Origin of the sequence: uncultured Mailhella sp. (assembly GCF_963931295.1) — a bacterium.
Taxonomy (GTDB): domain Bacteria; phylum Desulfobacterota; class Desulfovibrionia; order Desulfovibrionales; family Desulfovibrionaceae; genus Mailhella.
Window position 1 is genome coordinate 2,083,858 of record NZ_OZ007001.1, and the last position, 14,873, is coordinate 2,098,730.

The following is a 14,873-nucleotide window of genomic DNA, read 5'->3' on the forward strand; positions in this document are numbered from 1 at the left end:
ACTGGTGCAGCAATGCAAAAGCATTGTGGACGGTGTATCTCCCGCACGGCTTCGTACTGACGTTTCCTTCAAAACGGAAATGCACGGAAAAATGAGCGAGCTGCTTGCTGCCATTGATCAGTCGCTGGAGAATCTTCCCCGAAGAAAAATCCGCATGAGCGATTAAGGCACAGGCTTGTTCCCGTCACAATTCAAAAGGGTGGCGGGATCTCTCGCCGCCCTCCTTTTCGGAGGAATCATGACCACTCTGAGACTCTCCAAGTCCAAAATCGGCACATTTACCCTGTGCCCTCAGAAGTACCAGTATACATACGTCGATAAGATCATTCCTGAAAAAACGCCGAAGGCCATGCTGGAAGGCTCTGCCCTTCATCATGTCATCGAGAACACCATCGTGTACGGTGACAAGATTGCAGAAATTTCCAGAGTGGCATCCGACGAATTCTGGAAGGACATCGAGCTGACGGGCACAGAATATGAAAGCCCGGAAGCCATGAAAAAAGCTCAGGACAGCGTACTCAAAGAAGCTGAAACATTTCTTTCGCAGATTGACCCTCTCAATCCCGTGGATATGGAAACGTACTTTGAGTATCCGTTGTTCAATCCTGAGACAGGTGAGGTCCATGAGAACATACTGCTTCGCGGATACATGGATCTCATAGACTGCACAGATGACGGAATTTACCGAGTCATAGATATCAAGACTTCGGCACGAACTCCGTTTGACTGGCAGGCAGATCGTTCCCTGGAACTCAGTACCTATGCGTACCTTCTGGCCAGTCGTTTCGGCTGGAACAGCTGTATTCCGGTTTCTTATCTGTACCTTGTCAGAACTAAGAATCCCAAAGTCGTATGGCTCAACTCTGCACGGAGCCGAAAGGATTTCCAGCAGACATATTCCATGCTGCTGTCTATATCCCAAGCCATCCTGCAGGGTAATTTTTATAAAAATATCGGAATGCACTGCTCCTGGTGTCAACATCAGGACATATGCTTCCATTCAAATCCATAATGTGAGGTTGTCACATGGAATTTTCCTATGCATCAGATGATATACGTGAATTGGCAAAAGCGCTTCTGAATGTGCAGAGGCAGCTTCAGCCTGCTGTTAAAGATGCCGTCAATCCTTTTGTCAAAAACAAATACGCGACACTGAACAGTGTTATGGACTGCTGTCGTTCCGTACTGATTGAAAACGGCATTTTGCTGACTCAGTACCCGGTTCCAGCCGAGCCCGGATACTTCGGCCTTGTCACCAAGCTTGTTCATGCGGAGACTGGCCAGTATCAGGCAGGTCTGGCCATGATCCCGCTGGCAAAAAATGATGCTCAGGGGCTTGGTTCAGCCTGTACCTATGGACGACGCTATGCACTTTCCGCCATGCTCGGCATAGTCACGGGAGAAGATGATGACGGCAATGCCGCATCGTTTCGGCAGGAAAAGTGTCCGTCACGGCGGACTTCCCGGCCGCAGTCTTCGACCGCACAGAAGAAGATACCGCTGAGTCAGATGCTTTCCGCCTTGAATTTGGCCGATTACATTCCCCATTACCGGCAATACCTGGAGCAGACCTATGGCTGTCCGGTGGAGAGAATGAATAGTGAACAGTATCAAGAACAGGCTGAAATTCTTAGAGAATGCGAGTCAAACCCCATAGTTTTGCGGGGATTGCTCAAAACCCTCAACACCTACAGAAAACCACAACCCATCAGGCAATAGCTTCGACAGTCTAAAACAAAAGCCCTCTTTTGCATAAGAAGAGGGCTTCTTTTTTTGCATCATAATTTTTTTATATTTTTATATAGAAATAGTATGAGTAGATTATTTTTTTTGTTTAACATTTAACAATGGAGTTTATTATGGATTCTTTTAAAGATCAAATTAGTGAACTTAGCAATCAAGTTTTCGAAAATCTCAACATCAATACGTTCCCACTTGTTCCAGTGGATAAGAGCAGAAGGGAATATGAGGAGAATAAGGAATACGAAATTCCCGTTGACCTTATTTTCGACAACCCGTGTGAAATTCGCAAACACATGGATCAGGAAGATCTTGAGGCTCTGAAGAACAGCATCAGGGCTTCCGGTCAGAACAGCAGCATTATCCTCACGGAAGCGACAGTCGACGATGAAGCGAAGCCGGAGAAGCGGATATACCTCATTTCCGGTCAGCGTCGGTTGCGTGCCTGTCGGGAACTTGGCTTTCAAACCATCCGGGCCAGATTCATTTATTGTAATCTCAGGAATGTCTGCCTGGAAGATAATATCGTCAGATCTGACATTCATTACATCGACATGGCTGAGTATATAGATAAGTATAAACTGACGACAAAATATCTTATAGAAACGCTTAATATATCAAAGCAAACCGTATCAGATTATAGAACATTGATGAATATCGATGAAAAAATACGTAATGAAGTCAGAAAAAGAGACGATATTCCAAAGCGAGACATGTTGATTATCGCAAGAAAGAAAGCGGATAAGCAAATGGAAGCGTTCAGTAACTATATAAATAAAAAGGAGCATAAGCCCATGAAAAAGACTGTAGATCCGAAAAGTAAGTCCTATCGTGACATCTGTAATCTCCGCGATTATCTAAGGAAAAATCCGAATCTGGCGGATGAAGATCTGAGTGATGTGTATGAAGTGGCAGAAGAAATTATTGAATTGATAAAAATGTATAATGAAAACGAATATCAAACATTAGTATATAATAATGACAACTTTAATAAATAGTATAGTGTAATTCAAGAAAAAGGCGGCATACATTGCGCCGCCTTTTTATTTAAAAAATAAAATAAGTTAATTTGAAATTGTTTAGAAAAAACTATTAAGATTTTGTATTAAAATGCAAATAGAGGAAGATATGAGTTTTTTTATTCGTAGAAATAAAGAAAAGTTTGTTAATAGGCTGAAAAGAGGTTGCTTTGAAAGATATGAAAATGTATCAAATTGCTCATCACTTCTTTATGTTATTGAACATATAAACAAATTAACAGGTGAAACTTTAATAAAGCCATCTGGATTTTACAGATGTAAAGAATGCGTATGTCCAATATGCAATGATTTAAAAATGTATAATATGAGAAAAGAAGCAATAGGTATAGTAAAAAATATGGAAAAAATTAATGCTGTATTTATTACTTTGTCTCCTTGTAGAATTAAAGTAGAATATATTAAGGATATGATAAGATTTCTACGAGAACTTTTTACAAGAATAAAAAATAGTAAATTTTTCTCAAAAAGAATTAAAGGTTATATTACAAGTATAGAATTTGGAAGTGTAACTTCAGAAAAATATATACATGTTCATCTTCATGCCATTATATCAGTATCTGGAAGCGTGAAAGGTAGAAATTTTATCTCTAATAATGAGTTTAGTGAATTCGCTTGTGATATATTTTACAATATCCTTGAAGAAGAAAAATTCTTACCATATTCAATAGATAAATTACTAAGTAAAAATAGCGATTATAAGAAGGACTATGAAATACAAACTAATATACAATCAATAACAAACAAATCAACTCTTGAAAAAAAGATAAATTATATAACAAAATCTAAAAATCTAGAATACATTATTTTATCACTTGATATTCAATCACTAAAAACATTTATAAATAAAATTTCAAACATTAAGTATATTACACGTGGTGGAATATTCAGCAAGAAAAATTCCAAACAAAAATTATCTACTGCTGACTTCGCAGCAGAGGATAAAAATTGTTATCTTCTTTCTCGTGAAGAAACACAAAAATATATTAAAAATAATAAAGATCAATTTAGTTTATGGGGGCGTGCGGATACTTTTTATTCATAATATTATAGAAAAAATACATGATATATATGATGGACTAATGTCCATAAAAAGTCTCCGTCAATCCTTCGGTTACATGAAACGCATTGAATATATGCGATAATATATTGAAATTACAAGAATTTACTACACTTTATATAAAGTGTTTCTTTTCAAGAAGTTTCTATATTATTAAATATGTAAGACTTGGCTTTTGATATGTATTTCTTCCCCATGCCGTACGGTGTGGGGAATTTTTTAGCTCAAAGGTATGCAGCTGACTTTTAATTGGAGGTAAGGTATAAAGAGAACGCGCAGGGTATTGAGATTCGTCAGGGGGTATATTTGGGGGTATAGTAGTCCATTGACTTTGACGAAACTCAATTATACTAATGGGATAATATACAGTATCTAATCCCACCCTTTCCGCCAGGATAGATGCTGAAAAGTCCCATAAGGTACATAAACCCTTGTGGGACTTATTTTTTTAAAAATCATAGTCCCGCATAATTCAGCAAGCAACATGGACGTACCCCCAAAATTGGGGGTACATTTGGGGGTACGATATGCGATGTTTAACGGAGTGCGGCTGAAATTTTCGAGGGGGAGACGGCGGAGTGGGCTTATGATCCGGCAAGACGAGATGGTGCGTGCGGTTCTGATGTATGGATCGCTAGGCGGTGCAGGCTGCCCGGTCTGCACTGCCGCGGCTCGGCTCTTGCAGTCTTTGCGCGAGCGTTCAAAATGCCTCCGATCCGTCCGTTCCCGGAAGGCGTGCGTCTGGAAAATCACCTCGGAAACTTCCGGCGAAATCTGGAAGAAAAAAGGAATGTTCGGCGCTGCCCGGGGGGGGCGATCCGCCTGCCCTGACGGCGGAAAATCTTTGGGAGACAGGGAAACAGGGCATTGACAGCTCTTTGGCGGTGAGTAATCCTAGAACAAACCCCTTAGGAAGGAGTCGCCCCCATGAAAGTCACCACGAGGAATATCTTGGAAGGTGTGGTTACGTCTGTAAAAAGAGGCGTTGTCAACGATGAGGTCGATATCGACCTCAAGGGCGGTTTGAAGGTTGCCGCCGTCGTGACCTGCCAAAGCACCGAAACGCTCAAGCTGGAACCCGGCCGCGAAGTGCTGGCCATGGTGAAGGGCGTGAACGTTCTGCTTGTGCGCGAGAGCGACGGCTATATTCTTTCTTCGCGCAACATGCTGCCCGGCAAGGTCGTGAGCGTAAAAAAAGGGCAGATCATGGCCAGCGTGGCCGTGGAGCTGGAAAACGGAGAGCGTCTGACCTCCGTATGCACGGTGGACAGCGCGGATGACGCCGGCATTGCCGAAGGCGTGCATGTGCTGGCCGCCATCAAGGCTCCGCATGTGATTCTTGCCGCCAGGCAGTAGTCCCTTCGACAGGGGCGCTGCTCCTGCAAAACGAGTTGTCCGGAATATGGTCGGGTTCGACGATATTCCGGCTTTTTTTGCCCATCGACGTTCGGAGGCCTCAGGGCGATGCGGCGCGTGTCGATGCCGAAGGAGCGGCACGCCTGTCGCGATATCGCCGGTCGATATTCGTCTTCTGGTCGGATTCGACGTGTCTTCGCGGACTTTCCCGGCCAGGCTCGGAGACTGCCGCGCGTCTTTTTGCGCTTTGAAGCGGCCCGGTTGCCTGATCGGCGTGCGCGTCATATTTCTTTTTCGTTCGAAGCGGCGTTTTTTGCGAAAAATGCTTCCCGGGCTGGGGCGGTCGGTGCAGCTTTTCGGGCAATTGCAAGAATTTGTCACGAAAAAGGGGCGGAAAAATTATGGCGGAAAAACAAGGACTGTGCCACAGCTAGAAAGACGCCGCGGCGGGAAGCGGGCCGCGGACGCGTTGAGGACGGCACGGCGTTGTCATCGACGCCGAACGAACATCGCGCGGAAGCGCTGAACTGTTCCGGCCGACGGCCGGGTGAGCATACGAGGTGACTATGCGTTTTTTTAAATGGTGCGCCAACGTGGCGCTGGCGGTATGCCTGGCGCTGGGCGGCACGGGAGCGGCGCAGGCCGTTTCCGACATACAGATATTCCGTCTGGAAAACGGTCTGACCGTGCTTGTGCGGGAAGACAATCGTTTTCCGCTGGTTTCAGTGCGTCTTTTCGTGAAGGCCGGCTCGGCCTGGGAAAAGCCGGAAGAGGCGGGCATGAGCCATCTTCTGGAACACATGGTGTTCAAGGGCTCCAAGACCAGCGGCCCGGGAGTGGACAAGCGCGTGGAAAACGCCGGCGGTTCCATGAACGCCTACACGTCCTACGACATGACCACCTATCTGACCGACCTGCCTGCCGCAAAGTGGAAGGACGCCATGACCGCGGTGCGCGATCTGGCCTTTGATCCGCTGCTGCGTCAGGCTGATCTGGACGCGGAACGGGAAGTGGTCATTGCGGAAAAGAAGCAGCGCGGCGACAGCCCCATGACGAAGCTCTTCCAGACGGCGCTTGCGCACACGCTGAAGGGCACGCCCTACGAAACGCCGGTCATCGGCACGGAAAAGGCACTGCGCGGCGTGACGCCCGAGATGATGCGCGACTACATTCGGCGGCGCTACGATCCGCGGGACATGGTGCTCTCGGTGGCGGGCGACGTGAAGGCGTCCGACATTCTGGCCGAGGCGAAAACGCTGTTCGGCGGCTACCGGAACAACAACGTGCTCAAGGTGGAGCCGTCCTTTGATCCTGCCGATCTGGCGCAGGGGCTGGTGGTCGATGTGGAGGTCGGCCCCTGGGACAAGGCGTTCGTGTCGCTGTCCTTCCCGCTGCCGGGCATGAAGGATGAGCTTCTGCCTGCGGCCGACGTGCTGGCGCATCTTCTCTCCGGCGACGACACTGCGCTGCTGCCCGTGTCGTTCCGCATTCAGAAGCCCGTGGTGGACAGCATAAGCGCTTCGGCCATGAGCTTTGAGCGGGCGGGCGCTTTCATGATTCTGGCGCAGCTCGACGCCGACAACACGCCCGAATATCTGCGCGACTTGGGCAAAACGCTGGACTCGCTCAAGGCGACGGATTTCACCGACGAGCAGATTGCCCGTGCCCGTCTGAACCTTGAGGACAATTATCTGCGCGGCCTTGAGAACATTGCCGACGTCGCGGAGACCATGGGCTCGGAATATTTTTATGATCCGTCCAGCGTGGGCGGCGAGCGTTATCTTTCTGCGGTGCGCAGCGTGGGACGCACGCAGATTCAGGAAGTCATCGACCGCTGGCTGCGCCCCGACGCGCTGACCGTGGCCGCGTTGGTTCCGCAGGGTGAAAAGGGCGGAGCTGCGGCGCTGGACGGCGCCGCGGCAAAGGCTGCGCTCGTGCAGGGCTGGCCGGAAGCGGGCAAGGCCGCGCCCGCCGAAGCGAAGAAGGACAAGGCCGACACGGCGCTTCGCCCCGAAGTGATTTCCCTCGGCGAGGGCCGCACGCTCGTGCTTCTTCCCGACAGGTCGCTGCCGTACGTGTCCGCCGCGCTGAGCTTTTCCGGCGGCGAGCTTCTGGCAGGCGACAATGAGGAAGGTCTGGCCTCGCTCACTGCGGCCGCGCTGCCTACGGGCACGAAGAACCGCAGTCTGAGCGACATCAACGTGTACCTTTCCGGTCGCGCGGCGGGACTTTCCGCAGGCAGCGGTCTGCGTTCGTTCAGCGTGCAGATGGACGCCCCCGCAAAGTTTGCGCCCGAGGTGTTCGCGCTCATGAAGGAAGTGCTGGAACAGCCCGCCTTCCGCGACGAAGACGTGGAGCGCGTGAAGCGCGAACAGATAGCCTCCATCGTGAGCAGCGAGCAGAGCGCCATGGGCCTGCTCGGCAGGAATTTGCGTCATTTTCTCTTCGGCAAGGGTTCCTACGCGCACAGAAACGACGGCGATCCCGCCGTGGTGGCCAAGTACACGGCAAAGGACGTTGCGGCGTTCTGGAACCGGCAGAAGGCGCGTCCGTGGGTGCTTTCCGTGGCGGGCGACTTCGACCGCGCGCAGGTGGAAGCGTTTGTGAAGTCGCTGCCCGCGCCCTCGGAAAAGGCGCTTGAGAGCGAGGCCCCCGCGTGGACGAAGGAAAAGACGTGGAGCATGAAGCTGCCCGGACGCAATCAGGCCGTGTACCTCATGCTCTTCCCCACGGCGGGCGCTGAGGACTCCGACAGGCCGGCGCTGCGCCTGCTTTCGGAATCGCTCGGCGGATTCACCGGCAAGCTTTATCAGGATCTGCGGGAAAAGCAGAGCCTCGGCTACTCGGTGTTCCCTGTGGACTGGGCCGGAAAGGATACCGGTTTTCTTGCCTTCGGCATTATCGCCTCGCCGGAAAATCTGGACAAGGCCAGGGCGTCCTTTGAAGCCATCGTGCGCGATCTGCACGAAAATCTGCTCTCTGAAGAAACGCTGGAGCGGGCCAAGGCCGTGGCTGAGGCCAACTACTACCGCGCAAGGCAGAGCCGCGCCATGCGCGCCGGAGAGGGCGCGGCCAACATTCTGAACGGGCACGGCCTCGACTACGGCCGCGAATGCCTTGAGGCCATGAAGGCCGTGGATGCGAAGACGCTGCGCGAAACGGCGCGCAAGTATCTGGATCTGAACCGCGCCTATGATCTTCGCGTGACGCCGTAGCGGCGCGAAGGCTGCGGAACGCGGTTCCGCCGTTTTGGCGGATAAGTGAAAACATGAAAGGGGCGACGGAATATTCCGTCGCCCCTTTCATGTTTTCAGGAGATTGAGGAGCGGAAGCGATTAAAAAAGAGCCCGCCGACCCGGCGAGGGGAGCGCAAAACGGCCGGAGCCGGAGCGCGCCGCCCGGCGCAGGGGGGAGAGCGACGAAGGATCAGTGCGTCCAGTCGATGACGGGAACCGCGTCGCCCAGCTTCTTTTCTATGGCGGCCTTCATGGCTTCGGCGTTCGGGCAGGGCATGCCTATGGGACTGCCCTTGCGTATGCAGGAGGCGAGAAACACGGCTTCGGCTCCGCGATCGACCAGCATTTTCGCCCGGGTGACGGCGTGCTTGCCCGGACAGCCGCCGCAGCTCACGAAGCCCACGATTTCACAGGGCGCAAAGGATTCAAAGGCCATGGTTCCCGCGCCTGCGCATTTGAAGTCCGTGGTGCCGGGGCACATGTCTTCGGTCTGCTGGCAGCGTATGATGCCTATTTTCTTCATGATGTCCTCCTTGCCGCAGGGGCGGCTTCTGCTCAGCTTACGCCAGGGGCCCGGGATCGCGCAAGAGCGGCGGCAAAAAACGCAGGCAGGGGAGGCTACATTGCAAAATATTGCACGACGAGAAAGAGTTTGAAACGTGACTTTCCTGCCGGCTCATGTACAAGGGAGCTGTCGAAGGTTGTCAGCTCCCCTGGATAACCAGAGATTTTCATACTCTTCTCCTCCATACCCCCTTTCCATGCCGGCCGGTTCCCAGCTCCACGAACCGGCCGGTTTCTTTTTGCGTGAGCGGCAGGCTTTCGGGCGTGCCGCTGCACGCAGGGCGATGCACGAAAAAAAGGCCGGACGATGACTCGTCCGGCCGCGGCGTCGTCGGTGCAGGATTCCGTAAAAGGGGCTGCTTCGCGCCGAGGTCTGCGAAGCGTACGGAAGTCTGCGCCGCCGCCGGCTGCTTTTTCCCGGCGATTGGCTCCGCCGGAACGGGTTATTCCTTCTCCTCGGCCTTGGCCTCCCCGGGCAGCTTTTCCGCAAGAATCTTGTCTATCATGTTGCCGTCCATGTCCACCACCTCGAAGCGCCAGCCCTGACAGACAACGTGATCGCCCTCGCGGGGAATGCGGCCCGTCAGGTACATGAACATGCCGCTCAGAATGGTGTAGTATCCCTTGTCCTCGGCGGGAAGCGTCTGAATGCCGAGTCTGTCCTTGAGTTCCGGCACGGGAATGCCGCCGTCCATGAGCCAGCTGCCGTCCTCGCGCTGCACGGCCCAGGAATCCTCGTGCGGGGTGTCGATCTGTCCGGCCAGGGCCGTGAGAATGTCGCGGGGCGTGACGATGCCCTGCAGCGTGCCGTATTCATCGACAATGAATACAACGTGCAGACGCTGTTCCTGAAAGCGTTTCAGCAGCTCCAGACTGGTGAGCGTTTCCGGCACGAACACGGGCGGCAGACACTGGGCGGTCAGCTCGCGGGAAAAGGTTTCGGCGTCGTTTGCGGATTCCGCGCACAGCAGCAGCGCCTGATTGGTGCGTATGACGCCGAGCAGATTGCCGAGACCGCCGTTGCACACCGGCAGCCAGGAATGCTCGAATTCCTTCAGCACGTTCAGATTTTCCTGCGGGGAGAGCTGCGCGTCCAGAAAAAGCACGTCGGCGCGGGGCACCATGATGGAGTTTGCCGGACGGTCGTCGAGGCGGAAAATGTTGCGCAGCATGTCGCGCTGACGGCTTTCGATGGCTCCCGCTTCCGAGCTTTCGTCGATCATGGCCTGAATTTCCTCTTCGGTGACGGTCTGACTTTCGTCGGGCCGCGCGCCCAGAATGCGCAGAATGAGGCTGGTGGACCAGGAAAGAAGCAGCACGAAGGGCGCGCTTATTTTGGCAAGGGCCGTCATGGGCCGGGCCACGAGACAGGCCATGCGCTCGGGCGCGAGCTGTCCGAGGCGTTTGGGCACGAGTTCGCCCACCACGATGGACAGATAGGTGACCGCCATGACCACGACCACGGTGGCCAGCATGCCTGCCGTGGCCGCAGGAACGCCGAGGGATTCGTGCATCCACACGGAGAGCGGCCCGGCCAGGGCCGATTCGCCGAAAATGCCGCTCAGAAGCCCGATGGACGTGATGCCTATCTGGATGGCGGAAAGAAAGCGGGTGGGGTTTTCGCCGAGATGTATGGCGGCCTGGGCGGCCTTGTCGCCGGCGGAGGCCCTCGGCGAGAGCCGCGCCTTGCGGGCGGTCACGAGGGCGATTTCAGACATGGCAAAAATGCCGTTCAGCACGATGAGCACTATAAGAATAATTATTTCCATGTATTGATTGTCATAATTATCGCAAAAGTGTCAATGCCTTTTTTGAATATGCAATCAAATCTTCTTCTTTTGGTTGAAATGACCATAAATCGAGATGTTTTTATTTTTTTATGCGTGCATATTATTGAAAATATCCGTGAATGATAATGCTCCATGATGTGCGGTTGTGGAGCATAGTAAAGATGTTGATTTGTGCGGAACAAAAAAAGAGATGCGGAGAATAAGACAGCGGTGCCGTTTTTTGTGATTTTTGAAGAGAATTTTGCAGAGGTCGGCGTGGGCGCGGAGCCTGCGTCAGTGGCTTGCTGAGGAGGTTTTCACTTTTTTTCGCATGGTTGCAGGAGCGGAGCTTTTGCGGCTATGGTTTGAAAAGTATTTGGAAACGCCCGCGTCGGCGGGCGAGCGCCTTTCGGACAGGACCATGAAACGTATTCTTGTTTTTCTCAAGCAGTGGGCTCTGGTGGTGGCCATCATCGCCGGAGCGCTGGGGCACTCCGTCTTTTCCCATTTGTCCTTTCTCTCTCCGTATCTGCTCATAGCCATGCTGCTGTTCACCTTCTGCGGCATGTCGCTGCGAACGGTGCGCATTCATCGTCTGCACGTCATGCTGCTCGCGCTGCAGATGGCGGGAAGTCTGGTCCTGTACTGGATTCTTCTCGGATGGAACGATCTTGCAGCGCAGACGGTGGGGCTTATCATGCTCGTGCCCACGGCTACGGCCGCCGCCACCATTACCGGCATGCTCGGGGGCAGCGTCGGCTTTCTGGCGACCTATGTGTTTCTCGGCACGTTTTCCTCCATCGTGGCCGCGCCGCTGCTCGTGCCCATGATGGCTCCCGGGCACGTGGACATGCCGTTCTTCGCTTCCATGCTGTCGGTGTTCTTCAAGGTCGGCCCCATTCTCTTCGTGCCGTTTTTCTGCGCGCTTGCGCTTCAGTCCTTTGCGCCGCGCGTGTGTGAGAGCATAGTTCGCAAAAATTTCGTCTCCTATTATCTCTGGGTGGCCATGATTCTCATTCTCATGGGCAGCACCTTCGACATGCTGCTGTCGCCCGGACGCAAGGACGTCGGCGCGGAAATCGTGGTGGCCGCGTGCGGCGTGGTGGTGTGCATGCTGCAGTTTCTGGTGGGCAAGCTGCTCGGCTCCCTGTATCATCGGCGCATTTCGGCCGGTCAGGCGCTGGCGCAGAAGAATCTCATGCTGGCCATGTGGCTGGCCTTCCAGTATTTCGATCCCATGGTGGTGGTCGGACTTGCGGCCTATTCCGTCACGCAGAACGTGTTCAACGCCACGCAGCTCTGGCTCAAGGGCCGGATGGACGGGCGGGTGCAGGAGCGGCTGCACGCGTACCACGAGCAGAAGCATCACGGCGCGGACGGAGGCGTGAAGTAATACGGCGGCGACGCCGGAGCGCGCGAACAGAAAAGGCATGGAGGTGCGGCGTGAAGATAGGCGTGTTGCAGATGGACGTGATCAAGGGCGACCGGCAGGCCAACCTGGAAAAGGCGCAGCGTCTTGCGGCAGAGGCCGCGGCTCTGGCGGTTCCGCCGGATGCGCTGGTGCTGCCGGAACTGTGGTCCACGGGCTACGCGCTGGAGCGGGCCGGGGAACTCGCCTCGCCTTTGGGCCGGGAGGACGCCGATTTTCTCGGAGAGCTTGCGCGGCGGCATCATGCGGCATTCATCGGTGGTTCCGTGCTTTCGGCGCAGGACGGCAAGGTGTTCAACCGCGCGCAGGTCATTGACGCGGAAGGCCGGTACGTGACCGGCTACGACAAAATTCATCTGTTCCGCCTGATGGACGAGCACAGGTTTCTGGCCAGGGGCCGGGAGACGCGCTTGTTTTCGTTTTCGGGCATGCGCTGCGCGCTGGCCATATGCTACGACATCCGCTTCTGCGAGCTCATCCGCAAGCTGGCCGTGGCCGGTGCGGAGGCGCTGTTCGTCAGCGCCGAGTGGCCCATGGTCAGGCGCGATCACTGGGAAACGCTGCTGCGCGCCCGCGCCATTGAAAATCAGATGTACGTGGTGGCCTGCAACCGCTGCGGCGGCGAGGACGGGGAACGCTTTGCGGGGAATTCCATGATCGTTGCGCCGGACGGCGAGGTGCTGGCCTGCGCAGGAGACGGCGAAGAGGTCATTGCGGCGGAACTGGATGCGGAACGCGTCCGCCGCGTGCGGGAGAGCATTCCCGTGTTTCTCGACAGAGAGCCCGAGCTCTACTGAGCGCAGGGTGAGAACATTTCGGCAGCCAGACGTCGGAGAGGTTCGCAGGTACTGAGATGGCCCGCGCCTCGGGCATGTTTCGTTTCCGGCGGGTTATCCGCTGCTTTGCAGCGACGGCAACGTTTGCAGATTGCCGGAAAACGACAAGGGGAAAACAAAAAGCGCCTTCCTTCGGGAAGGCGCTTTTTGTTCAGGTCAGAGATGCGCGCGTTGCGCTGCGGAGCGGCAACGCCCGGCGCGACGCCGAGATCAGATTTTGATGATGCCGAGGGCTGCAGCCACGGAGGAGACGAGCACCACGAGCAGCAGCAGGGGGGCGAGCCAGGAAATGCAGATGCGGAAGATCTTTTCGCCGTGGAAGGCGGAGGAGAGCTTCACTTCGGAAATGAGGTTTTCGATGCCCACGATGCGGCCGATGAGCAGGCAGGTAAGCATGGCGGCCAGCGGGCAGAGAATGAGGCTGGCGAGGAAGTCCATCATGTCGAGGATGCTGAGTCCGGCAATGGAGATGAAGTCCCACACGCCGAAGCCGAGGGAGCAGGGCACGCCGAGGGCGATGGCTTCAAAGGTCATGAACAGGGCGCTCTTTCTGCGCGACCAGTGAAGTTCGTCGGTGAGCGTGGACACGCAGGTTTCCATGATGGAAATGCTGGAGGTGAGGGCGGCGAAGAACACCATGAGGAAGAACACGGCGCCGATGACGCCGCCGAAGCCCATGCTCTCGAAGATTTTGGGAATGGTGATGAACATGAGCGAGGGGCCGGCGTTCAGCGCTTCGGCGGTGCCGCCGGAGAAGGCGAACACGGCGGGAATGATCATGAAGCCGGCGAGCGTGGCGACGAGGGTGTCCATGAGACCGATGCTGTAGGTGGCCTCTTCGACGTTGACTTCCTTCTTCATGTAGGAGCCGTAGGTGATGAGGATGCCCATGCCTATGGACAGGGAGAAGAAGAGCTGTCCGCAGGCGGCCACCACGGTCATGATGGAGAACTTGGAGAAGTCGGGCACAAGGTAGTAGTAGATGCCCGCGCCCGCGCCGGGACGGGTCATGGAATAGACGGCCACAATGACGGCGAGCACGAGCAGCAGGGGCATCATGACGCGCGAGGCGCGTTCCACGCCGCCTTCCACGCCCTTGAGAATGATGCCGAGAGTGCAGCCGAGGAAGATGAGATTCCAGAGAATGGGTTCAAGCGGCGAGGAGATGAAGCTGCCGAAGTAGCCGTCTCCGGCCACGAGGCTGACGTCGCCCACGACGTACTCGAACAGATATTTTACGATCCAGCCGCCGATGAGGCAGTAGTAGGGCAGAATGAGCATGGGCACGACGGCGTTGACCCAGCCGCCGAACACCAGGAAGGGATTGCGCTGCATCTGGCCGAAGGCGCGATAGGCTCCCACGGGGCTGAGTCTTGTCTTTCTGCCGAGGCTGGTTTCGGCCACGATGAGCGAGTAGCCGAAGGTGAGCATGAGAATGAGATAGACCAGCAGGAAGATGCCTCCCCCGTACTTGGCGGCGAGATAAGGAAAGCGCCAGATGTTGCCGAGGCCCACGGCAGAGCCGGCCACGGCGAGAATGAAACCTATGTTGCCGGAAAAGAGGCCGCGGGCACTGCCTTTGCCAGGATCGGATGAGGCCTGCTGGGACATGTGTGACTCCTGAAGGAAAAAGTGTTCGCAACAGGATATAAGAAGGATGAGAAAATGACAAGCCGGAAATGTGTTTTGGTTCGGCAGGCTCGCCGGAGAGAGACGGCGCGGCGGTTTTGCATGCGCTTTTCGCGTGTTTGCGCCGCCATCATATCTTCATGAAAACGTCATCGCGGCGTGACGTTTTTTCCCGGGATGCGTGGTAGAGTGATTCCTGATGTTTTCCGGCGCGCGG

12 protein-coding genes are annotated in these 14,873 nt (G+C 54.4%); 9 read left to right on the forward strand and 3 right to left on the reverse strand.

Annotated elements, in window-relative coordinates:
- Positions 1-4 precede the first annotated feature (4 nt).
- The 7 genes from ABGT79_RS08735 (at position 5) to ABGT79_RS08765 (ending at position 8,408) form a co-directional block, all read left to right on the forward strand.
- Positions 5-166 carry a hypothetical protein gene (locus tag ABGT79_RS08735; RefSeq protein ID WP_346665858.1) on the forward strand — a complete coding sequence of 54 codons (162 nt, stop codon included), beginning with the start codon at positions 5-7 and terminating at the stop codon, positions 164-166.
- 72 nt (positions 167-238) lie between these two features.
- Positions 239-1,012, forward strand: coding sequence for a PD-(D/E)XK nuclease family protein (locus ABGT79_RS08740; protein WP_346665859.1), 774 nt, complete (start codon positions 239-241; stop codon positions 1,010-1,012).
- Positions 1,013-1,026: 14 nt separating this feature from the next.
- Positions 1,027-1,719, forward strand: coding sequence for an ERF family protein (locus ABGT79_RS08745; protein WP_346665860.1), 693 nt, complete (start codon positions 1,027-1,029; stop codon positions 1,717-1,719).
- A 140-nt stretch (positions 1,720-1,859) separates the two neighbouring features.
- The gene (locus ABGT79_RS08750; protein WP_346665861.1) at positions 1,860-2,738 is read left to right on the forward strand and encodes a ParB/RepB/Spo0J family partition protein; all 879 of its coding nucleotides are present in this window, start codon (positions 1,860-1,862) and stop codon (positions 2,736-2,738) included.
- Between the two features lie 130 nt (positions 2,739-2,868).
- Positions 2,869-3,822, forward strand: a complete 954-nt coding sequence (locus ABGT79_RS08755) for a protein rep (RefSeq protein WP_346665862.1) — start codon at positions 2,869-2,871, stop codon at positions 3,820-3,822.
- A gap of 942 nt (positions 3,823-4,764) precedes the next feature.
- The gene (locus tag ABGT79_RS08760; protein WP_346665863.1) at positions 4,765-5,193 is read left to right on the forward strand and encodes a TOBE domain-containing protein; all 429 of its coding nucleotides are present in this window, start codon (positions 4,765-4,767) and stop codon (positions 5,191-5,193) included.
- A 566-nt stretch (positions 5,194-5,759) separates the two neighbouring features.
- On the forward strand, positions 5,760-8,408 hold the full coding sequence (locus tag ABGT79_RS08765) for a pitrilysin family protein (RefSeq protein WP_346665864.1): 2,649 nt from the start codon (positions 5,760-5,762) through the stop codon (positions 8,406-8,408).
- Between the two features lie 211 nt (positions 8,409-8,619).
- Here the strand turns inward: ABGT79_RS08765 and ABGT79_RS08770 are convergent, their stop codons facing one another.
- Positions 8,620-8,952 carry a CGGC domain-containing protein gene (locus ABGT79_RS08770; protein ID WP_294484849.1) on the reverse strand — a complete coding sequence of 111 codons (333 nt, stop codon included), beginning with the start codon at positions 8,950-8,952 and terminating at the stop codon, positions 8,620-8,622.
- 484 nt (positions 8,953-9,436) lie between these two features.
- Positions 9,437-10,762 carry a hemolysin family protein gene (locus ABGT79_RS08775; RefSeq protein WP_346665865.1) on the reverse strand — a complete coding sequence of 442 codons (1,326 nt, stop codon included), beginning with the start codon at positions 10,760-10,762 and terminating at the stop codon, positions 9,437-9,439.
- 421 nt (positions 10,763-11,183) lie between these two features.
- Between ABGT79_RS08775 and ABGT79_RS08780 the strand changes: the two genes are divergently transcribed.
- Both ABGT79_RS08780 and ABGT79_RS08785 read left to right on the forward strand, forming a co-directional pair.
- Positions 11,184-12,155, forward strand: coding sequence for a symporter (locus tag ABGT79_RS08780; protein ID WP_346665866.1), 972 nt, complete (start codon positions 11,184-11,186; stop codon positions 12,153-12,155).
- A gap of 50 nt (positions 12,156-12,205) precedes the next feature.
- Positions 12,206-12,988 (forward strand): carbon-nitrogen family hydrolase, encoded by a 783-nt coding sequence (locus tag ABGT79_RS08785; RefSeq protein WP_346665867.1) that lies wholly within the window; start codon positions 12,206-12,208, stop codon positions 12,986-12,988.
- 249 nt (positions 12,989-13,237) lie between these two features.
- Here the strand turns inward: ABGT79_RS08785 and ABGT79_RS08790 are convergent, their stop codons facing one another.
- Positions 13,238-14,638: a sodium-dependent transporter gene (locus ABGT79_RS08790; RefSeq protein ID WP_346665868.1), complete on the reverse strand. Its 1,401-nt coding sequence runs from the start codon at positions 14,636-14,638 to the stop codon at positions 13,238-13,240.
- Between the last annotated feature and the right edge of the window lie 235 nt (positions 14,639-14,873).